The 20,616-nt window shown below is 48.1% G+C and carries 19 protein-coding genes, 1 rRNA gene and 1 other annotated feature; of the genes, 7 read left to right on the top strand and 13 right to left on the bottom strand.

The features are described from left to right. The 5 genes from ACI4WN_RS06470 to ACI4WN_RS06450 form a co-directional block, all read right to left on the bottom strand. Nucleotides 1-927, bottom strand: a 16S ribosomal RNA gene (locus tag ACI4WN_RS06470); the annotation flags it as partial. A 497-nt stretch (nucleotides 928-1,424) separates the two neighbouring features. Then, a complete protein-coding gene (locus ACI4WN_RS06465; protein WP_439777473.1) occupies nucleotides 1,425-2,039 on the bottom strand; it encodes a TetR/AcrR family transcriptional regulator in 615 nt (204 codons plus the stop codon). 9 nt (nucleotides 2,040-2,048) lie between these two features. Continuing rightward, the gene (locus ACI4WN_RS06460) at nucleotides 2,049-4,052 is read right to left on the bottom strand and encodes an ATP-binding cassette domain-containing protein (RefSeq protein ID WP_439777472.1); all 2,004 of its coding nucleotides are present in this window, start codon (nucleotides 4,050-4,052) and stop codon (nucleotides 2,049-2,051) included. A gap of 183 nt (nucleotides 4,053-4,235) precedes the next feature. Next, nucleotides 4,236-4,628 (bottom strand): iron-sulfur cluster biosynthesis family protein, encoded by a 393-nt coding sequence (locus ACI4WN_RS06455; protein ID WP_439777471.1) that lies wholly within the window; start codon nucleotides 4,626-4,628, stop codon nucleotides 4,236-4,238. A gap of 136 nt (nucleotides 4,629-4,764) precedes the next feature. Beyond that, entirely contained in the window at nucleotides 4,765-5,541 is a 777-nt protein-coding gene (locus ACI4WN_RS06450) for a formate/nitrite transporter family protein (protein ID WP_439777470.1), read from the bottom strand. 222 nt (nucleotides 5,542-5,763) lie between these two features. Here ACI4WN_RS06450 and ACI4WN_RS06445 point away from each other — a divergent pair, with 222 nt between their 5' ends. Next, nucleotides 5,764-5,991 carry a hypothetical protein gene (locus tag ACI4WN_RS06445; RefSeq protein WP_439777469.1) on the top strand — a complete coding sequence of 76 codons (228 nt, stop codon included), beginning with the start codon at nucleotides 5,764-5,766 and terminating at the stop codon, nucleotides 5,989-5,991. Nucleotides 5,992-6,264: 273 nt separating this feature from the next. Here the strand turns inward: ACI4WN_RS06445 and dltD are convergent, their stop codons facing one another. From dltD to ACI4WN_RS06410, 7 genes are all read right to left on the bottom strand, one after another. After that, a complete protein-coding gene (dltD, locus tag ACI4WN_RS06440) occupies nucleotides 6,265-7,551 on the bottom strand; it encodes a D-alanyl-lipoteichoic acid biosynthesis protein DltD (protein ID WP_439777468.1) in 1,287 nt (428 codons plus the stop codon). After that, on the bottom strand, nucleotides 7,541-7,783 hold the full coding sequence (gene dltC, locus ACI4WN_RS06435) for a D-alanine--poly(phosphoribitol) ligase subunit DltC (RefSeq protein WP_008461132.1): 243 nt from the start codon (nucleotides 7,781-7,783) through the stop codon (nucleotides 7,541-7,543). The genes dltD and dltC overlap by 11 nt, the downstream gene beginning before the upstream one ends. Nucleotides 7,784-7,852: 69 nt before the next feature. After that, on the bottom strand, nucleotides 7,853-9,085 hold the full coding sequence (dltB, locus tag ACI4WN_RS06430) for a D-alanyl-lipoteichoic acid biosynthesis protein DltB (RefSeq protein WP_439777467.1): 1,233 nt from the start codon (nucleotides 9,083-9,085) through the stop codon (nucleotides 7,853-7,855). Beyond that, entirely contained in the window at nucleotides 9,082-10,584 is a 1,503-nt protein-coding gene (dltA, locus tag ACI4WN_RS06425; RefSeq protein ID WP_439777466.1) for a D-alanine--poly(phosphoribitol) ligase subunit DltA, read from the bottom strand. Before dltA ends, dltB begins: the two co-directional genes overlap by 4 nt. Before the next feature lie 21 nt (nucleotides 10,585-10,605). Continuing rightward, nucleotides 10,606-10,755 (bottom strand): teichoic acid D-Ala incorporation-associated protein DltX, encoded by a 150-nt coding sequence (locus tag ACI4WN_RS06420; RefSeq protein ID WP_439777465.1) that lies wholly within the window; start codon nucleotides 10,753-10,755, stop codon nucleotides 10,606-10,608. A 224-nt stretch (nucleotides 10,756-10,979) separates the two neighbouring features. Then, the gene (locus ACI4WN_RS06415; RefSeq protein WP_439777464.1) at nucleotides 10,980-11,282 is read right to left on the bottom strand and encodes a hypothetical protein; all 303 of its coding nucleotides are present in this window, start codon (nucleotides 11,280-11,282) and stop codon (nucleotides 10,980-10,982) included. Nucleotides 11,283-11,342: 60 nt separating this feature from the next. Next, on the bottom strand, nucleotides 11,343-12,596 hold the full coding sequence (locus tag ACI4WN_RS06410; protein WP_439777463.1) for a YncE family protein: 1,254 nt from the start codon (nucleotides 12,594-12,596) through the stop codon (nucleotides 11,343-11,345). 607 nt (nucleotides 12,597-13,203) lie between these two features. On the opposite strand from ACI4WN_RS06410, the gene cbpB reads away from it, so the two are divergent. The 3 genes from cbpB (at nucleotide 13,204) to ACI4WN_RS06395 (ending at nucleotide 17,086) form a co-directional block, all read left to right on the top strand. After that, nucleotides 13,204-13,704, top strand: a complete 501-nt coding sequence (gene cbpB / locus ACI4WN_RS06405) for a cyclic-di-AMP-binding protein CbpB (protein WP_439777462.1) — start codon at nucleotides 13,204-13,206, stop codon at nucleotides 13,702-13,704. A gap of 225 nt (nucleotides 13,705-13,929) precedes the next feature. Further along, nucleotides 13,930-15,744: a heavy metal translocating P-type ATPase gene (locus ACI4WN_RS06400; protein WP_439777461.1), complete on the top strand. Its 1,815-nt coding sequence runs from the start codon at nucleotides 13,930-13,932 to the stop codon at nucleotides 15,742-15,744. A 79-nt stretch (nucleotides 15,745-15,823) separates the two neighbouring features. Next, nucleotides 15,824-15,872, top strand: a sequence feature (sodium ion sensor (DUF1646 type); this cis-regulatory element may regulate processes involved in with the transportation of sodium ions). A 59-nt stretch (nucleotides 15,873-15,931) separates the two neighbouring features. After that, nucleotides 15,932-17,086 carry a cation:proton antiporter gene (locus tag ACI4WN_RS06395; protein WP_439777460.1) on the top strand — a complete coding sequence of 385 codons (1,155 nt, stop codon included), beginning with the start codon at nucleotides 15,932-15,934 and terminating at the stop codon, nucleotides 17,084-17,086. A 48-nt stretch (nucleotides 17,087-17,134) separates the two neighbouring features. On the opposite strand, the gene ACI4WN_RS06390 is transcribed toward ACI4WN_RS06395, so the two are convergent. After that, complete coding sequence (locus tag ACI4WN_RS06390; protein WP_439777459.1) at nucleotides 17,135-17,791, bottom strand: lysostaphin resistance A-like protein; 657 nt, start codon at nucleotides 17,789-17,791, stop codon at nucleotides 17,135-17,137. A gap of 88 nt (nucleotides 17,792-17,879) precedes the next feature. On the opposite strand from ACI4WN_RS06390, the gene ACI4WN_RS06385 reads away from it, so the two are divergent. The 3 genes from ACI4WN_RS06385 to ACI4WN_RS06375 all read left to right on the top strand — a co-directional run. After that, nucleotides 17,880-18,980: an ElyC/SanA/YdcF family protein gene (locus ACI4WN_RS06385; RefSeq protein WP_439777458.1), complete on the top strand. Its 1,101-nt coding sequence runs from the start codon at nucleotides 17,880-17,882 to the stop codon at nucleotides 18,978-18,980. 226 nt (nucleotides 18,981-19,206) lie between these two features. Continuing rightward, nucleotides 19,207-20,301, top strand: a complete 1,095-nt coding sequence (locus ACI4WN_RS06380) for a BMP family lipoprotein (protein ID WP_439777457.1) — start codon at nucleotides 19,207-19,209, stop codon at nucleotides 20,299-20,301. A 26-nt stretch (nucleotides 20,302-20,327) separates the two neighbouring features. Continuing rightward, nucleotides 20,328-20,616, top strand: a 289-nt coding sequence (locus ACI4WN_RS06375; RefSeq protein ID WP_439777456.1) for a hypothetical protein, incomplete at its 3' end; no start/stop codon positions are given.

Below are 20,616 nucleotides of genomic sequence, written 5' to 3'. Positions count from 1 at the left end.
CAACCTTGCGGTCGTACTCCCCAGGCGGAGTGCTTAATGCGTTAGCTGCGGCACTGAAGGGCGGAAACCCTCCAACACCTAGCGCTCATCGTTTACGGCATGGACTACCAGGGTATCTAATCCTGTTCGCTACCCATGCTTTCGAGCCTCAGCGTCAGTTGCAGACCAGAGAGCCGCCTTCGCCACTGGTGTTCTTCCATATATCTACGCATTCCACCGCTACACATGGAGTTCCACTCTCCTCTTCTGCACTCAAGAATGACAGTTTCCGATGCAGTTCCACGGTTGAGCCGTGGGCTTTCACATCAGACTTATCATTCCGCCTGCGCTCGCTTTACGCCCAATAAATCCGGACAACGCTTGCCACCTACGTATTACCGCGGCTGCTGGCACGTAGTTAGCCGTGACTTTCTGGTTGATTACCGTCAAATATGAGCCAGTTACTACTCACATCCTTCTTCACCAACAACAGAGCTTTACGATCCGAAAACCTTCTTCACTCACGCGGCGTTGCTCCATCAGACTTGCGTCCATTGTGGAAGATTCCCTACTGCTGCCTCCCGTAGGAGTTTGGGCCGTGTCTCAGTCCCAATGTGGCCGATCAGTCTCTCAACTCGGCTATGCATCATGGCCTTGGTGAGCCGTTACCTCACCAACTAGCTAATGCACCGCGGGCTCATCCTAAAGTGACAGCTTGCGCCGCCTTTCAAATAATGGTCATGCAACCATCATTGTTATCCGGTATTAGCACCTGTTTCCAAGTGGTATCCCAGTCTTTAGGGCAGATTGCCCACGTGTTACTCACCCATCCGCCGCTAGCGTCCAACACGTCATCCCGAAGGAATCTGTGAATTCAGCTCGCTCGACTTGCATGTATTAGGCACGCCGCCAGCGTTCGTCCTGAGCCAGGATCAAACTCTCAATTTGAAAATTGAGTGATTTAAATCTGCTCCAGATTATTTGCTTGCGAATTGACTTCGCTTATTTGTTTGAGTCAAATAAATTTGACCCACACACTGCGAAACTTTGTTCAGTTTTCAAAGTACTAACTTGCGTCTTAGCGACGCAACGTTTTATATCTTAGCAAGTCATCAACTTCTTGTCAACAGCTTTTTAAAAGATATTTTCATTTTTGTTTTCTTTACGTTAGCGGTTCCGCTAACGCTCGAGAACATATAATACTTTACCCTCTTTTTGGGATAAAGTCAAATCTACCTTTAAATTCGGTTTACAGCCGAAACACTAGGAAGCGTTGCTACTTTCAAACTGTTAGCTATTGCTTGATCATTATTGTTTTTTCTTTTTATAATTGAATTCCCGATTTTTAGTTCGTTTTTAACTGATTTTTACGCCAAAACTTTACTAAAATTTTCGACAAAAAATGCAAAAAAGAATCAGCCAAGTTTCCTCGACTGATTCTGCTTCTATTTTTCAAAGCCTACTTCTAGATAATGCAAGTTCCGTAAAAGCTCGGCCTTGACCTCATCCAAATTAGCATCACCGGTCGCTTCATAGTTGATAAAGCCTGCTCGAATGCTGTTATAGAAGGCCATCGAGATGCATTGCACCATAAAGTCAAAGTCGCTCGCATCCCCCAGCTTCACTTTGGCCGTAATCTTGGCCATCTCCTCGTCACTAAGGCGGTTATCTAAGACCTGACGCTTAAGGTGGGGCATTTGCTGGCGGTGAAACATCTCCAGCCGCCGGTAGTAAAAGGATGAGTCCTCCCCGATAAACAGCTCTTCCAGCCAGCTAGGCAGGAACTGCTCCGACAGTTTGAAAGGATCATAGTCACATTCCGGCAGCTTTTGCCGCGCCGCGTTAATCAACCGCAAAAACATCTGGCTGCTCAAGTAGCCGTAGAGGTCATCCTTATCCTCGAAATACTGGTAAAAGCTCCCCCGAGGAATCTGCGCCAGCTTGACAATCTGGTTGATCGACGCCTCCTCATAGGAATTTTTAGAAAAAACTTCCTTAGCCGCAGCAATAATCCGGTCTCGCTTTTCCTTAGGCAAGTTGAAAAAAGTCTGCTTTGGCATCCTAATCACCTATTCCTTACGCAAAGCATCAATTGGGTCCAGTTTCGATGCATGGTTGGATGGCAAAATACCAGCAATCATGCTGATCACTACGCTGACTACTACGCCAATTTCAGCATATCGCGGCGTCATGGTTACCACAGCCGCGTCAAAGGCAGACTGGGTAAAGTGGTTGATGGCTAAGCTCAAAAGTCCGGTCAAGACTACCCCGACAATTCCAGAAGCCAGGCCCAAAAGGAAGGCTTCGCTGGAGAAGATGCGGCGGATATCTTTTCTGCGGGCACCTAGGGCCTTCATGACCCCGATTTCTTGGGTTCTTTCCACAACAGAAATGTTCAAGACTACCAAGATCATGATGGCGGAAACCACCAGAGAAACGGCCGCGATCGCCGTCAAGACGTAAGTCAAAACGTTCAAGATACTGTCAAACATTTCAGTCATCTGCTCTTGCATAGAGCCAGAGAAGCCCTTGTCCTTAACCGCAGCCTTGATGTCGCTGGTGTACTTTTTATCGCTAGAAGTTAGGTAAACAACGTTAGCCTTGAGGGTTGAGCCATTGTCCTTAAACAGCTTCTTGAGGTCTTTGTAAGTGAGGAACAAGGTGCTCATTTGGCCAGCTGAAGATGCTGACTCGTAAAGGCCAACCACCTTAAACTTTTTGGTAATCGTCTTGTTGCCCAGCTGCAGCTTAGCTTTAACCGTCTTGCCCAAAAGCTTTTTACTTAAAGTATCTGCCGTCCCGGAATCGATCATGATTTCGTTGCTGCCGCTCTTGGGCAGGCGCCCCTTCTTGACTTCAGACTTGGCAATGCTGTTGTTGACCGTGTTCAGGTAAATTACACTAGCACTCTTCTTTTTAAAAGTTACCTGGTTGCCGCCAAGAGAAAGCGCGGTAAAGCCCTTTTGTATTTTAGAAACGTGCTTGATCTTCTTCAGCTTCTTCAAGTCTTTATCAGAAAAAGCTGACGCGCTGCTGGTCCCGGTTAAGGAGCTAATCCCTTGCTGGCGGGCCTTGGCAACACTTGCTGAATTATTTTGCTGCATGGCGGACATAGACTTACTCCGGGCCTTGGCCGTGGTGTTCTTGTGCACCTCGGTCACCAAGGGATTGGAGTAGGTGTTCATTTGGTCGCTAACGTAAGAGGTAACCCCCTTGCCCAGACTCAGCATCAAGATCACAGACATGATCCCGATGCCCATCCCAGTTGACACCAGGGCGTTGCGGCCGAGTTTGGCCTTCATGTTCTTAAAAGCCAGCTTAACAGCCTTCCACATGTTCATGTTGTGAACCTGGATTTCTTCCCGGCTCTCCTGCTTGTGCTCCAGCTTGACTTGCTCTTGATCAGAGATGATTTGCCCCTGGTCGATCCGCAGAACCCGGCTGCAGTGGCTGGCCACCTTGTCAGAGTGAGTGACCATCAAGACCAGCTTGCCTTCAACAGCGATCTCTCTGATCATGTTCAAAATCACATCGGTCGTATCGGCGTCAAGCGCACCAGTTGGCTCGTCGGCGATGATCACGTCAGGGTCATTAACCAGAGCCCGGGCGATGGCCACCCGCTGCTTTTGCCCACCAGACAATTGGTCTGGCTTTTTATACATGTGCTCTTCCAGGCCCACTTTTTTCAATAATTCCTTGGCGCGCTCGCGGCGGACAGACTCGTCAATATTGGACAGGGTCATGGCGATTGAGACGTTATCGATCAGGTCCAGGTGAGGAATCAGGTTGAAGTTTTGGAAAATGAAGCCAATCGACTTCTTGTGGTAGTTAACCATTTCCGCTTTGGAAAAATCGCGCAGGTTCTTACCTTCGTATAAAATTTCCCCTTCAAAGTCGGAGTCCAAGCCCCCAATCGTGTTCATCAGGGTCGACTTCCCTGACCCGGATTCACCAACGATGGCGACCATTTCACCGGCATTGAACTTGGCGCTGACGCCGCGCAAGGCCTCGTATTGGCCCCCACCCGGCATCTTGTAATACTTCTTGACGTTCTTTAATTCTAGGACTGCCATTCGTATTCCTCTCTGTCTGTTTCTGTTTTCTATTTTTTTGATTCTCTTAGTAAAAATATGACAGCTTGTCATATGACATGTTGTCATAATATGCCTAAAAAAGTTCTCTGTCAACTTTTTTCAAAAAGAAAAGAGTAAAAAAGAGAGAAATAAAAAACTCTCCCCGTAGGGAGAGTTCAAACTTTAGCAACTGGCACCATTTTGAATTTGTTCAGCAGTCAAAGTGCTTGGTTCGTAGACATTCACGCCGACGGCCGCGTCAATCAAGCCGCTGCCATCGCTGAGGCTGAGCATGCCGTATTGTTCAGCCACGTGCAGGTTTTCGTCTAAAAAGCCCATTTCTGCTTGACCGGTGTAAAGGTCAAGGCCTTGGTCGTTAACAAGCGGGATAGTGTAGTTATCGTCTTTTTCATCCAAGGCCACAAATTGGAAGTTAGCACCGATGGTGCAGGTGCCGCCTTGCAAAGAGTACTGGTTTGAGCCATCGTTTAAGGCCAGAAGCAAGACCGCTTTGCCATCTTGCTTTCTCTTCAGGTATTGACTAGCTTCTGGAGTAAAAGTGATTTTTACAGACATTTTCTTGCCTCCTATTGATCTCTTTTGTTCTTGATAAGCTAATTATACAAGCCTTTTTCTGAGAAAAAATTGACCCAAATCAAGTTTTGCTTACTTTTTACAAGCGATTCCGTTTTTTTCTTATTTTCTGATCTTCTTACTTCTTTTCAGTTGCCTTAGCACCCAGCCAGTATGGGAAGGCGACGAAGAAGACGCCGCCAACCATGTTGCCCAGGGTTACCCAGAGCAAGTTGTAGAACATCCCGCCTACAGAAACGCTACCGACAGCCTTAACTGGGCTCAACAGGGCTACAACAAAAGTAGTCATGTTGGCCACGCTGTGTTCAAAGCCAGTTGAGAAGAAGGCCAACAAGCACCAGAAGACCATGATCAGCTTAGCGGCGTCGTTCTTGGTTTGGAAGCCAGACCAAACAGCTAAGCAGACCAAGATGTTACACAAGATGCCTCGCAAGAAGAGCTGCAAGGCTGGAGCCGCCATCTTGGCAGCTGCGGCCTTGGTGAAGACAGCAGCCACAACTGGCAAGTCCAAGCCAGAGTTTACATACATCCAGGCTAAAAGCGTGGCTCCTACCAGGTTGCCCAGCCAGCAAACAGCCCACAGGCTGAAGGCTTGGCCGACGCTGACCTTCTTTTTCAGCATCCCGGCCCCCATCACAAAATTGTTGCCAGTAAAGAGTTCAGCACCTGGGATTACGACCAAGCTCAGGGCTACACCGAAGATCAAGCCCTTAACCAGGTTGGCAACTGGGCTGGTCCCCATTTGGCTGCCGATAGTGAAGGCCAAGAGGATCCCAAAGCCGATGTACATCCCGGCCAAGAGGGACAAGAGCACGTAGCCGAAAGGATTGTTCTTTAACAGGTTGACTTTCTTAGCTGCCGCGTTGCTGGCGGCTTCAAATGATTCACTATACATATAATAATCTCCAACGCTTTTTAAATTAATTACATTTCTCACATAGTATTTTATTCCTTTTATCCCGTCATGTAAACGGTTTATCATATATTTTTGCAGTTTTTTGATGCAAAAAATAGCATCAGCATGTGCATAACTGCTTCATGCTATAATTAATATAAACATTTAGAGAAAATCAGCAAAAAAATCGAGTTTATTGGACCATATCGGAGGGTGAGAAAAATGGCAAAGTGTCGTTTAAACGATCAATTGGAATACCTGCTAAAAGACTACCTGAACCAAGAAGGCCTGGACCGGGACGCGGTCGTCAACCAGGCCGTCAAGGAATACTTGATCAAGAAGATGGGTAAAAAGGAGATTGCCCGCTTGCTCAAAGAAGAAGCTGCTGAAGAAAACTACAGCTTGGAACGGCTGCTAGGCACCAATTTTGATTCTTGGCTAGAGCTATAAGCAAGCAAACCGAAAACTAGGCAAAGAAAAACGGACGCAATTTGCGTCCGTTTTTTGTCTTCTATAACTCTTTTTATTTCTGTATTCTGTCTCTTTTTCTTTTTTCTAGCAAAAAAGCCTAATTCCACCAACAACGGAATTAGGCTCACACAGTGCGTGTCAAAGCAAACCACATAAAGCCAGTTTTCGCTACCGGAGAAAACAGCCAAAGCGATGACACAAGTCGATTATATACTCTTAATCCGTTATAAACAACTAAATATTTCAATAAGCCTATTTTTCCAGATTAGCCAAAACCTGCTTGTTGGTCAAAGCAACCTTTGGCACAGTCTTGGTATTACGCCAATCTTCCGTGAAAAAGTAGTCGTTCAAGGCATAGGTTGGCTTGACGTACTTCTGCTTCATGAAGGCCTTAACGGCCTGATCCATGTAGAGCCAGCCGTTCCAGCCTAAGTGGATGGTGTCTTCCATGAAGTGCTTCTTGCCACCCATTTGAGACAGGTCGTAGATGTTGTCAAAGCCCTGGCTGATCAATTCGTGCTTGATCTTATTAACGGACTTTTCATACATCTTTTGTGATAAGCCAGTGTACTTGCGCCACTTGGCGTTAACTGGCGGAATCACAAACAGAACCTGAGTCTTGTCCTTAGAAAACTGGTTTAAGACCAGTTCCAAGTCAGAAAATTCTGGCGACTGGACATAGTTGAACTTCTTCTGGCTCCCCTTCAGCCGCTTTAACAGCTTAGGATTAAGCCGTTTTCTGAAAAAGCCAGTCCGGATGCCAAAAGGATTGCCCCGGGTGTTGTGCTTGGCTTCTTTATTAGAAGCCTTCAACAGGCCCTTGTAAGAATACTTGTCTGGCAGGCTCTTGCCCTGTTGCTCAATTTTTGGCAAGCGGTCGCGGAGCTGGAATGACGTGAAGAAGCTGTCTTCGTTAGAGTACATCCGCCGCCGCCAAAGCAAGTAGTAGCGCTCCGTTTTTGGCAATTCCAGCCCAGCCGCAATCTCGAACAAGGCATGGCTTAAGAAGTGGTTGCTCTTGACACAATCCATCTTCAAAAAGCGTCTAGCTGCGTAGCGGTCAGCTTCCGTATCCTTAGCATTCAAGATAAAATCAGTCACGTGGAGGGGAGAATAATACAGGCTAAAAGCTGCTGGATCTTGTCCTTCCTGCGTAAACCACTGCGGAGAGATAACCATAACGGCCTTCTTGCTTGGTGCGTCCTGCATCCCCTGATACTGGGCCAGTGACTGGCTGCCCGCTGCCCCCAGCAAAAATGGCATGTAGCCGCGGTGGTACTTGGTGGCCAGAACCGTCGGGTGCATGTTGTCAAACCGTGACAATTCGCTAGACCCGTAAAAAGGCACGTAGCCCAGCTTGTAAGCCTTTTGCCGCATGGCCTTGCCCTTGAAGACGGTCTTAGTCTGAGAAGCCGCAGCTTGGTAAAGGCTCCCTTTAGAAAAGGTTCTCTCCCATGGCAAGGAGAAGATCCCAATCAGCAGGAGCGCTGCGCAAATAATTGGCCCAAAAATCAGCCAAAGCTTAGTCTTATTCTTCATCTTGCAGTTTCTTTACCTGTTCAACCAGCTTGTTAGGCGTGTTCCAGTCATCCCGGTTAAATTCAGAAACGGGCACGGTGATGTCAAAGGTTTCTTGCAGGGTCAAGAGCATTTGAACAGTCGCCATGGAGTCCATAATGCCGCTTTCGTACAATTCTTGGTCCATCTTGTCTGAGAAGTCTTCCCCAGTAACATCAGCTAAAATATCAACGATTTGTTTTTGAATATCCATTATTATTTCCTCTTCTGTTAAAAATTAAATTTACTGTATCTAATATTTTTTATTTGCTTTTTTAAAAAACTACTTGCCTAGCGGCACATTGAACCACAAGTTGTTCAAAAAGCCTGAGAAGATCAAGAAGCTCAAGCAGACCACGTTAAAGGTAACGAAGATGGCCACAGCTTCCGTGAACTTGTTGTGCTTGACCAGCTTGTGATTCTTCTTATAGCGCAGCCAGATGTCATTGATGATAATGGCAAAGGCGTGGTAGAGGCCGTAGACCATGTAGTACCAGGTAAGGCCGTGCCAAACCGCCATCACCATGAAGTTGACGATGTAGGCAATCTGCGACAAGCGCACCCGGTTCTTGATCAGGCGCTTCTTCATGGCAAAAAAGGTAAAGCGCATGAAGATGAAGTCTCTGAACCAGAAGGACAGGGTCATGTGCCAGCGATTCCAGAATTCCTTGATATTGTGAGCCGCAAAAGGCTTGTTGAAGTTCATTGGCGTGTGGATGCCCATGAAATAGGAAATGGAAACCGCAAAGAGCGAATACCCGGCAAAGTCAAAGAACAAGTACATGGAGTAGCAGTACATGACGCCTAAGACCCACCATGATAGGTGAAGCGGCATCCCCTTGCCGGCGATGATTGCCTGCGCTTCTAGGTAAGGCAGCCAGTAAGTCCCAAAAAGCCAGCCCAGGATAAACTTGTATAAAAAGCCCTGGAACAGGTACTTGACGGCTAAGCCCAAGTCCTTGATGTAGGCCTCTCTTTCTGGCGCCTTGTCGCAGTCTTTGGCAAAGCGGCGGTAGCGGTCGATTGGTCCACTAGAGATCGTTGGGAAAAAGAGCAAGAAGCGCATGTAGGTGATCGGGTCGACTTTTTTAATTGTTCCGTCCCGCAGCTCCATCACCACCTGCACCGTCTTAAAGGTCAGGTAGGAAATCCCCAAAAAGCCAATGTCGATGCCGGCCTTGTGGGGCACAACTGGCCAGATCTTGACCGCGGCTAGCGGCAGGATGGCCAAGACGACGAAAGTGCAAAAGATCCAGGTCTTGTTGGCCTTACCCGTTTTTTGCCGGTAATGCTGGTAGGCAAAGGTGACGGCAAACTGGTAGATAATGTAGGCAATTAAGGTCACGCCCTGCTTCCACTTGTCGGCATCAAAAATGAAGAACAAGAATAAAAGCGAGATGGCGGCTTCATACCACTTGTAGCGCTTGCCAAAGTACAGGCCGATGACCAAGGGCAAGAGTGCCACTAGCAGGTAGATGAAGTACTGCGGGTTTTCATAAGGCTGCAGGTTGATCATTTATTAACCTCCTGGATGACCGCCTTGATATCCACCTTGCCGTTTTGGGAGATTGGCAGCTTGTCCTTGTAGATGAAGCGCTGCGGTACCATATAAGGCATCACGTCCTTTTGCAGGCCTTCCCGGATTTGCTTGGTAATTTCGCCTTCGTCAAACTTACGGGCCACGCCTTCGTTTAATTCCACAACGCCGACAATCTGCTTGACCGTGTGGTCCTTGCTGTAGATTGGAGCGGCCACGCCGTGAGCAACCAGCTTATTCTTGTTCATGTAGACGTTAATTTCTTCCAGTTCGATCCGGTAACCGTTGAACTTGATCTGGAAGCCGATCCGGCCCTTGTAAAAGAGCAGGTTGCCTTCGTAGTAACCAATGTCCCCGGTACGGTAGCTTTGCACGCCTTCATCATTCTTGAAAAAGGCTTCCGCGGTCTTTTCTGGGTTGTTGATGTAGGCCTTAGAAACAGAAGGCCCACTGATGATCATTTCTCCGCTCTTTTCGTCATCGCCCTTGCTGTGGTCGATGGTGATCTTGGTGTCTTCCTTGACATAGCCGATTGGCAGGCGGTCATACTTTTCCAAAATGTCCTTGGTGATTTCCACTTGGGTAACGGCAACTGTCGTTTCGGTTGGGCCGTAAGTGTTGAAAATCCTGCTGTCTGGGAAACGCTTGTAGAGCATGTCTACTTCCTTATGAGGCAACTCTTCCCCACAGAAGAGGAACAAGCCCAGATCTGGGTGGTGGGCCGCATCAAAGGTCCGGTCCAAGAAGCACATTTGCGCGAAGGATGGAGTTGAAACCCAAACATCAAAATTCATCTGTGGCAAGGTCTTGAAGAGTTCACCGAAGTTTTGGGTTACTTCGTGCGGCAAAACGTCGATTTCCCCGCCCAAAAGCAGGGCTGGGTAGATGCTCATGACCGACACGTCAAAAGAGAATGGCGCTTGGGCCAAAAAGCGGGGGCTTTCTGGCAGACCAAAGTCGCTGAGTTCCCAATTTAAGTAGCTGACCAAGTTGTCATGGCTGATTTGGACGCCCTTAGGCTTACCGGTCGTGCCGGACGTGCACAGAATGTAGTAGTTTTCATCGCCAGTCACGTAGTCAGCCTCGTTCACCTGACCGCTTTGCCCCACTTGATCAGGGGTAATGACCGTCAAACCGGTCAAGTCAACGTCTGGCAAAGGCGTAATGGCGATGATGGTCTTAGAAGCGGAAACTTCTCGAACCAGTTCTATTCTTTCCGCGTTAGAGTAGTTGACGATTGGTACATAAGCGTGGCCACTCTTAGTGCAGCCCAGGAAGCTGGCCAGCATGTCAACTTGCTGACCGCCCCAAACCATGACTGGCTCTTTTGGCGCCACCTTGCTGCTAAGCAAGTCTGCCCAGGCATTGGCCCGGTCTAAAAGCTCCTTATAGGTAGTCTTTTCCCCCAAGTAGTTGTAAGCTACCTTGTCTGGCAGCTTGGCTGCCACTTGATCAATCTTCTTGACAATATTTTCCATTTTTCTTTGTTACTCAACTTTCTAAAATTCGTTGTAGATAAATCCCGTCGATCCAATCCCGCAATATTCGTAGAGGTAGATCAATCCCAATAACACTAAGCTGTAAAGCAGGGTCCTCAAGATAAAGGACCGAATCACTTTACCGCGACTCTCTTTTTTATTCTCTTCCAATAAAAATCATCTCCTCTGTAAAAATCTGCTATCCCAACACCCTGAAACAACATTTTTCACTATAATTTCTTACTTTTTCTTTTGTTACAATTTGGTTACTGTTTATTTTACCGCAGATGTCATAAATTGTTCACACAAAATGCGATCTTTAGCATTTTTTTAGAAATGGTTTACACATCTCTATCCCTTTTTAGACTTTTTTGGGGCTTTTTTAGGTTAAAAAGCTACTGCAGCCCGGCCTTGCGCTCTTGGTCATAGGCTACCAGCAGCGGAATCGAGGGGATGAAACCGATGAAAAAGAGGGCGATCAGGGCCCAGCGCATGACAAAAGCCGGCTTTTGCCAGCGGTCAGTCGCCGCCGTGGCCAGGATGTAGGCGGCTAAGAGGACGACCAGGCCAATCCCCCACAAAAAGCCAGTCCCTTGAGTCAACTTGTACAAAAAGAGCATGCCGCTGGCCGGCAAGAGGCAGAGCCAGCCGGCAAGGCGAACTTCAAAAACGATTTTCTTGGCGAGTTTGCTATCCATGTTTATCTTCCAATCTACTTTCTATTGTTTGCTTTTTCGATTTTTACTATCTATTCTAAGTTAATTGTTATTTAAAAGCGCACTGATGTTAACCGATAGGGTCCGGTCCATCACGGTAATGCTGTCTCTAGCATACTGCCTTGAGCCCGACTCAAAGACGCAGATCAGCTGGCCCTGATAAGCCGTAATCTGTTCCAGGTATGGCGGGAAGCGGACGACCTGGGTGGCGTTTTTTTCATCAAGATTGTCGATGGCGGTAATGGGGAAAATGTACAGCTTGGAATCCCCGCCGCCATAAGACTGGCTCAAGAAAATCTTGTCGCCGCTGATGGCGATCCCCTGGATCTGCTTGTTCATGCTGGTCGAACCGTCTGGGTCTGACCAGGAAACCGACTCATTGACGCTGGAAATTTCACTGGTCGTGATCGAATTCTGATACTGGCCGCTCCGGGCAATCTTGTAGCTGGCCACCTTGCCCCGCCCTTCATCGTTGAAGTAGCCGACAAACAGCTGATCATCGTAGTAGCACAGGGCCGAGGCCTTGGCCATCTTGGTAATTGGAATTTCCTGGTCGTAAACCAGGCTGTCCGTCTTTTTGGCACTAGCTACGTACTCGATCAGCTTCGCCAGGGAAAAAGTAGCCAGGGCCGACTGACCGTCCTTGCTGCTGGTCACCCAGATCTGCATCCCCTTGCTGTCATAGGCGATTCCGCCTAAGTGAGGCTTGCCAGAAAGCCGAATGGTCTTTAAAAATTTGCCAGTCTTTTTATCCAAAACATAGATCACCGAAGCGTGACGGTGGCCACCATCATAGGCCGTGATTAAAAGGTAGTTTTGCACTACGGCAACTCCCTGCGGGGTCATGTCCCGAGACGTGGTTATTTTTTTCAGCTGATAGTCATAGCTGTCAGTTGCCACCAGCCCCGGCACGATGTAGTCTTTGCCTACGCTGGTGCTAGCCGGCGTTTCATAGGCGGCTTGATATAGGAAAGAATATTTTTTCTCAAGGTTTTGGTGAAAAACTTTGAGGCTGTGCCAGGCGGCGCTAACGCTGGTGCCGTCGCTGGCCTTCTTGACAGCCGGCCGCTTTCTCAGTAGCTCCTGCTGCCTTTGCCAGGTTTGGTAGTAGGGGTAAACCGCCTTATAGCCGCCGTAGAGGCACAGGGCTAGCAAAACCAGCTTGACCAGGCAGCCAGCCAGGTGATTTTTGCGCTGCTTGTCCTTGTGCTTAAAGACTTTCTTTCTCTGCTTTTTATTGTCTTTATTATTTTTGCTATTTTGAAGATTTTGATCTTCTTGCTTTCGTAACCTCAAATTGACTTCTCCTGAATCAGCAATTATCAATTGTCCTTTCGCTTTCCTATCTTGCCCGTTTAAAGGGGAAAAAGCAAAAAAATTTGCCAAATCTCAACTTTTTTGCGATTTATCACACTTTGTTCACATTTACCCTTTATTATAATAACTGTAACAAGCGAGAGCTTGTTACTACACTCAACTTTTTGTTTTTCATTCATACTCCTCCAAAGTAAATGAAAAATATCGACTGACTCCATAGTCGATTCATATCTATCCCTTTCGGCTCACGTTAACGCGTGAGCTTTTTTGATGCTTTTTTTAGCAAAAGTCCTATCCTTTTTCAGGCTTTATAAACCCTCAAATAATTCTTTACTATTCTTTAAGAAATTCCAAACCATTTATTGATAATTAAGCTGTATTATAGACAATGTAACGAGCTGGTAGAACTCGTTACAATACTCCCACTTTTTTATTTCATTCATTCTTACTCCTCCAAAGTAGATGAAAACCAAGTAGGCCTGCTCGCGCAGGCCTTTTTCTTTTTTCAAAAGAGATTTATAATTAAAGCAGTTAAAATACTCATGTAAAAGAGCATATAAACAAGAATATAAGGAATAATAAGTACATGTTTTCACCCGCTATTCAGAAATTAATCGAAGAGAAATCAGGTTCTTTTTTAATTCCGGCCAGCAAGATCGCCTTTGTCGAAGAAAATAACCCTTTGTATCACGCCTTCTTGATCCTGACCAAGGTCAAGTATGCCAAGATTCCGGTCTTAAACCAGCAAAGTCAGCTGGTCGGCCTGATCAGCCTGGCCATGATCACCGACAAGATGCTGGACAATGACGATATTTCCGTCAAGGCCCTATCCAAATACCAGGTCAAAGACGTCATGCAGACCGACTTTCCCAAGGTCAACTTTACGGATGCGGAACTGGAGACCCAGCTGCACCTCTTGGTCGACAACAACTTTATTCCGATCGTCGATGACGATGGGGTCTTCCAAGGGATGATTACCCGGAGGGAGTGGTTTAAGGCTTTTAACTACATTGCCCACACCTTTGACGACCACTACATGGTGATCAAGAAGAACCAAACGCTCCGCCTTGAGGCGAACGACGAGTAAAACCTAAGTCAGAGAGCAATATTTTTTATCAAAAACGTTTATTAGATTATTAAATATTTTTGATAAAAAGTCGCTCAAAATTTTGGGCAATATTCCAAGCATAGCGTATAGAAAAAAACTTAAAGTGTGATAAACTCTAAAGTAATACGAAACAGTATTCATTTTGGTGTGTAATAGCTAGCGTATGTATTACGCTCCTTTTAATCCATTGAGGAGGAAATAACAATGAAACGCCAATGGAAGTTTATTGTGGTCCTGATCATCGGGGCCATCGGTCTCTTGACCGACAATGTTTTTCACATTACGGGCGTTGCCGAAGTTATGTTTGACATCGCCGGCGTCTACGTCAGCATCATGTTTGCCAAGGAAATGCTGGAAGACCTCAAAGAAGGCCACTGGGGCATTGACGTCTTGGCCTTGATCGCGGTCATCTCCATGATCATCACCCGGGACTACTGGGCTGAATGGATGATCCTGGTTATGTCAACTGGTGGCGAAAGCTTGGAAGACTACGCAACCGGTCAAGCCAACAAGGAATTGCGGGCCCTTTTAGACAAAAATCCCCGCGTTGCCAACAAGCTGGTTGACGGCAAGGTTGTAGAAGTTAAGGTTGACGACCTACGAATCGGCGACCAAGTCTTGATCAAGCCGGGTCAACAAGTTCCAGTTGACGGGGTGATCGTTGAAGGCGAATCTGCTTTTGACCAATCCTCTTTGACTGGTGAATCTGTCCCAGTCGACAAGGGCGTGGGCGATGACCTGATGTCTGGCTCCTTGAACGGGGAAACCGCCGTTACCATGGAAGTCAAGAAGCTGGCCAAGGACTCTGAATACCAGTCCATCGTAGAACTGGTTAAGTCTTCTGAAGCTCAGCCAGCCAAGTTTGTGAAGATGGCTGACCGCTACGCGGTACCATTTACCATCATTTCTTTAATTATCGGGATTGCTGCTTGGGTAGTCAGCGGCGACTTCCACCGCTTCGCCGAAGTTATGGTTGTTGCCTCCCCATGTCCGCTCTTGATCGCCGCCCCAGTTGCCCTGGTAGCCGGCATGAGCTCCATGTCCAAGCACCACATCATCGTCAAGTCTGGTCCAACCCTGGAACAATTGTCCCGGGCGAAGACTTTTGCCTTTGACAAGACCGGTACCCTGACCCAAAACCAACTGGTTATCCAAGACGTTTTGCCAGAAGCCGGCGTTGACAAGGAAAAGCTGCTTTCTTACGCAGCCAGCCTGGAACAACAATCTGGCCACATCATTGCCAGCTCCCTGGTAAAAGGGACTGACAAGGGCCTGATCAAGGCAGTTAGCGACCTGGAAGAATCTACCGGTAACGGGGTCAAGGGGACCGTTGACGGCAACACCGTCATGGTCGGTAAGCTTTCTTACGTCGCTCCTGACGCCAAGATTGAAAAGGCTAAGACCACTGCCGTTTACGTTTCTATCAACGGCAAGTACGCTGGGCAAATTACCTTTAAAGACCAGCTCCGTCCAGAAACCCCAGAAACTTTGGCGCGCTTGCGCAAGCAAGGGGCTAAGCACATTATGATGCTGACCGGGGACAACAAGGACGTTGCCGACTCCATTGCCAAGGTAGCCGGCGTTGACGACGTCCGCGCCAGCCTTTTGCCAGCTGAAAAGATTGCCGCCATCAAGAACGTTAAGGCTGAAGACCGCCCAGTGGTCATGACCGGTGACGGGATCAACGACGCGCCAAGCTTGACCGCTGCTGATGTCGGCATCGCCATGGGGGCTAAAGGCGCTACCGCAGCCAGCGAAAGTGCCGACGCCGTCATCATGGTCAACGACCTCAGCAAGATCAACGATGCCGTGGCTATTGCCAAGCACACCATGAAGGTGGCAGAAATCGACGTTACGACTGCGATCGTAATCGTTATCATCTTGGAATTAGTAGCCTTCACAGGCCTGATCCCAGCCTTCTGGGGCGCGGTCTTGCAGGAAGGGGTCGACATGATCACCATCAGCTTGGCCCTGCTTGCTAAGACTGAACCGAAGAATCCTAAGCAAACGGGATTGTAATTTTCAGAGATTAAATTTGTTTTTTTCACGACTTCTTGCTAAAGTAGATAGTATATAGAATTACAAATACTTTGCTAGAGGTTGGAGTTTCAAAACTTTCAAGATTTTGCTTCTTTGGGTCAAGAGGCTTTTTCTTGGAAGTTTTTTCTTTTGCCACTAGCTTTTTTAAAAAAGAATGGAGGAAACAATGGAATTTATTGGGGAATTGATCTTAATCCTCTTTGTAACTACCCTGATGGGGCAGCTTTTTGCCCGCTTCAACTGGCCAGCAGTCATCGGCCAACTCCTGTCCGGCATCGTCTTGGGGCCAGCCCTGCTCAATTGGCTGAAACCCAGCGACACCATGACCCTCTTCTCCGACATCGGGGTCATTCTCTTGATGTTTTTAGCCGGAATGGAAAGCGACCTGGATCTACTCAAAAAGTACTTCAAGGTCAGCTTCACCGTGGCCACGGTCGGCGTTATCTTGCCGATCCTCTTTATCGGCGGCTTCTCCCTAATCTACGGGATGAAGTTCCTCGAAGCCCTCTTTATCGGGATCGTCTTTGCGGCAACCAGCGTCTCGATCTCAGTTGAAGTTCTAAAAGACAGCAACCAGCTGCAGACCCGGGCTGGGATCGCCATCTTGGGGGCAGCTGTAGTTGACGACATCTTAGCCGTAATCGTGTTGAGCCTCTTCACCACCTTCAGCCACGAAGGCGGCAGCCAGGGCCTGACCGGCAACTTTTTCCTCAACCTGCTGATCGAAGCCCTCTACTTCGTCTTCGTTTGGCTGGTTTACAAGTTTATCGCGCCGAAGTTTATGGAATTTGCGGAAAAAATCAGCGTCAACTACTCGGCCCTGATCGCTTCCCTCACCCTAGCTTTAGGCATGGCCTACCTGGCCGAATTTGTGGGCCTAAGCGCCGTAGTCGGTGCCTTCTTTGGTGGTCTGGCCATCCGGCAGACCAAGCAAGCAGAAGAGGTTAATTCTGCCGTTTCTGCGATCGGCTACTCAGTCTTCATCCCAACCTTCTTTGTCAACATCGGCCTGTCCATGACCTTTGCCAGCCTCACCCAGGACCTGGTCTTCATCATCGCCATGACCATCTTGGGCGTTTTGTCCAAGTACTGGGCCGGCAAGTACTCAGCTGAGGCCTTTGGCATGACCAAGCTGGAAGGCAGCATTGTTGGCGCCGGCATGGTGTCGCGGGGGGAAGTGGCTTTGATCGTCGCCCAGATCGGCATCGGCCACCATCTTTTCCCGAAAGACATCTACTCCAGCCTGATTTTGGCCATCATCTTGACGACGGTGATTTCGCCAATCCTGCTGAACCACTTCATCAAAAAGCTGCTGGCTTAGATTTTGATTTTTAAGAGCATGAAAAAAGCGAAGCATCTGCTTCGCTTTTTAGCCTATTAAGCTTAGTAAATTCCACATAATATGGGTCATCATCGAGTAGCGCAGGTCCTTGGTGGTCATGTAGACCCAGGCCAGAACCGACCCCATCATCCAGTAAACGATCAGGTAAGGTGACCAGAAGGGGTTGTGGGCAAAGGCAAAGAAGAAGCCGGAAGCTAAGATGCCCACCCACTTGCTCACTTGGCTGGCGTGGCTAAAGAGGAGATTCATGAACATCCCTCTAAAAATGGTTTCCTCACAAATTGGCGCAATCACGGCCACCATGATCTTGTAGGTCGGCCCGGCCGTTTCCTGCAGGTCGTTTAAGTTCTGCTGGTTTTGGGAAATCCCGCCGCCGATCGCCGACATGATGGCGATGTAGAGCAGCTGCATGATGAAAAAGCCCGCAAAGGCGATTAAAACCTTGTGCACTTGCCAGTGAGGCGCTTCGTTAAAGCCCCACTCATTTTTATCCTCAAGCTGTCCCTTATAAAGTAAAAAGGCCATCCAGAAGACCAAGACCGTCGACAGGGCCAGGATAAAGGATTCCGCCTGTCCAAAGTCAAAGATATTGGGATAGAAGTAAAAGTACTGCAAAGTGGTGTACAAGGCAAAGACAACCACGATTTCCATTAAGTAAAAAAGATAATGGCCGATTTTTTTCATATTCGTCACCTTACTGTTTCAAAATACTTAACCTCTATTATAATAAAGTTTGAGCAATTTTCTAAGCAAATAAACCGGGAGAGCAAAATTGAAATCTATCTTCTACTCTTTACTATTCTTCTTCAGCCAAAACCGGACCTTTAGCTACTTCACCATCCTCGTCGCGATTGCGGCCGTAACCTTTTTCTTTTCCTGGCTGACTGATCCTAGACGGCTAATCAACGGCATCTTTTTCACCTTTTTCATTTTTTCATTAGCGGCCTGGTTCACCTTCTTGGTCTACGCCACCAACCTGCCCAGCTTCCGCCGGATCTACCTGATGGTGGGCGCCTTCCTGGTTTCCCTGGTTGCCTTCATCGTCTTCTTCTCCTGGATCCTGCTCTTGTGGAATTCCTACGTGGTCTTGAAGCACGAAAGTCACACCCTGCCCAACCTCTTGACCCTGATCTTGGCCATCGCCATGCTGGTCTTATGGGCCTTCATCTTCATTGGCCACCTGACCAAGTCCACGCCTGCCTGGTTTAGACTGCTCCTAGACATGTTCCCGACGATCGCCTTTTATCTGGCGGCTGTCATGTACAACTTTTTAATCAACCTCTTGCTCTACCAGATCGTCCCCCGCCGCTACCACCAAGACTACTTGATCGTCTTAGGGGCGGGCCTGATCAATGGCAACCGCTTGTCCAACATCCAGGCCGCCCGGATCAACCGGGCCATCCAGTTTGCCTACCACCAGCAGGAAAAGGGGCAGCCTTTCCCCAAGTTCATCATGTCTGGCGGACAAGGGCCAAACGAGACTATCTCAGAAGCCAGCGCCATGGCGGCTTACGCCATTAAAAGGGGGATCCCAGCTGACCAGATTCTGCTGGAGGACCAGTCCCGCAACACCGAGCAGAACATGGAGTTCTCCAAGATTGTCGCTATCAACGACCACGGCGATGACGACTTCCGGGCCTGCTTTTTCACCAGCAACTACCACCTGCTCCGCGCTGCTATCTACGCCAAAGAAGCTGGCCTGGACGGCAACGGCATCGGCTCTTACACCCGGCCCTACTACCTGCCTAACGCGGTCTTGCGGGAGTTTGCCGGTATCTTGGTCATGAACCGCCTCCGTCACTTCACGGTGATGGCCCTAATCGTTGCTGTTTACGTGGCCCTGGCCATCTGCAAATTGCTGAATGTCTTTTAGTAAAGCGCCTTTTGGCGCTTTTTTACGTGAAACTTTATTTTTTGGGAAAAAAATTTTTAAAAAAATTCTAGTATCTAGCTCAAGCTTAGGGCCATACATCTTGAGGACATTATGGCAAAAAGTAATAATCCCGGTAAATCAACACTTGATCTTGTGGAACCATTTTGACACGACCACAAAATATTGATATGATTTAAGCCGTGTTCAATTTAAGGGGGATTTTACTTTGAAAACCACATTCAAATCTGTTTTAGCAACTAGTACTGTTTTGCTGGCCGGCATTGCCTTAACGGCCTGCTCAGGCGCCAAGCAAAATGGCTCAAGCAACAGCAACAAAAAGTCATCAGCCAGCGTTGCCTTGATCACTGACATCGCCGGCGTTGACGACCACTCTTTCAACGAATCCGGCTGGAAGGGCATGGTCGCTTACGGCAAGAGCCAAGGCTTAAAGCGCGGCACTAACGGCTACCAATACTTCGAATCAAGCTCAGCATCTGACTTTACGCCCAACATCAACCAGGCGATCAATGCTGGCTATAAGACCATCTTCGGGGTTGGCTACTCCTTGAAGACGGCGATTGCTTCTGCTGCCAAGAAGAATCCTAAGAAGAATTTTGTCATCATCGATGATGTGATCAAGGGGCAAAAGAACGTTGCTTCTGCCAATTTCCGTTCACAAGATGCTTCTTACATGGCTGGTGTTTTGGCAGCTAGAACTACTAAGACTAACGTTGTCGGCTTCATCGGCGGCGTGCACGGCGATATCGTAGACCTTTTTGACGCAGGCTTCACCAAGGGCGTACAAGACACTGCTAAGAAGATGGGCAAGAAGATCACGATCTTGAACCAATACGTTGGCTCCTTCACGGCCGCTGACAAGGAAAAGTCAATCGCCAAGGCCATGTTTGCCAAGAAGGCGGACGTGATCTTCCACGCATCTGGTTCAGCTGGCCAAGGTCTGTTCAGCGAAGCCAAGTCAATCGACGAAGGCTTGAGCGCTAACTCCAGCAAGAAGGTTTGGGCAATCGGGGTTGACTCCGACCAATCCAACCTGGGCAAGTACAAGAGCAAGGACGGCAAGAGCTCAAACCTGTGCTTGACCAGCGTTATGACTGGCGTAAACGTTGCGGTTAAGGACATTGCCACTAAGGCAGCCAAGGGCAAGTTCCCAGGCGGCAAGCAGCTGGTTTACGGCTTGAAGCACAACGGGGTTTACCTGACCCGGGGCTACGCTTCAGCTAGCGTCTGGAAGCAAGTTCAAGCAGCTCGGACTGACATCTTAAACGGCAAGATTAAGGTTCCAAGCCACCCAAGCAAGTAGTTAGGTATTAAAAAGGAGGTACGCGGATGCGTACCTCCTTTTCCGTTTGTTTTTTCGCCCCCGGTTTGACTCAACCGGTGTGGATTTTGTCATTTTTCGCCCCCAGTTTGATTCAACCGGTGTGGATTTTGCCATTTTTCGCCCCCGGTTTGACTCAACCGAACTCGTTTTTCCCGTTTTTCGCCCCCAGTTTGACTCAACCGGACCACTTTTTCCGCTTTTTCGCCCCCAGTTTGACTCAACCGGACTCATTTTTCTGCTTTTTCGCCCCCAGTTTGACTCAACCGGACCACTTTTTCTGCTTTTTTGCCCCCA

Origin of the sequence: Lactobacillus sp. (assembly GCF_051893255.1) — a bacterium.
In the GTDB taxonomy this organism is placed as follows: Bacteria; Bacillota; Bacilli; order Lactobacillales; family Lactobacillaceae; genus Lactobacillus.
The sequence above is the reverse complement of the archived record's forward strand: the minus strand, read 5'-3'. Positions and strand labels throughout refer to the sequence as shown.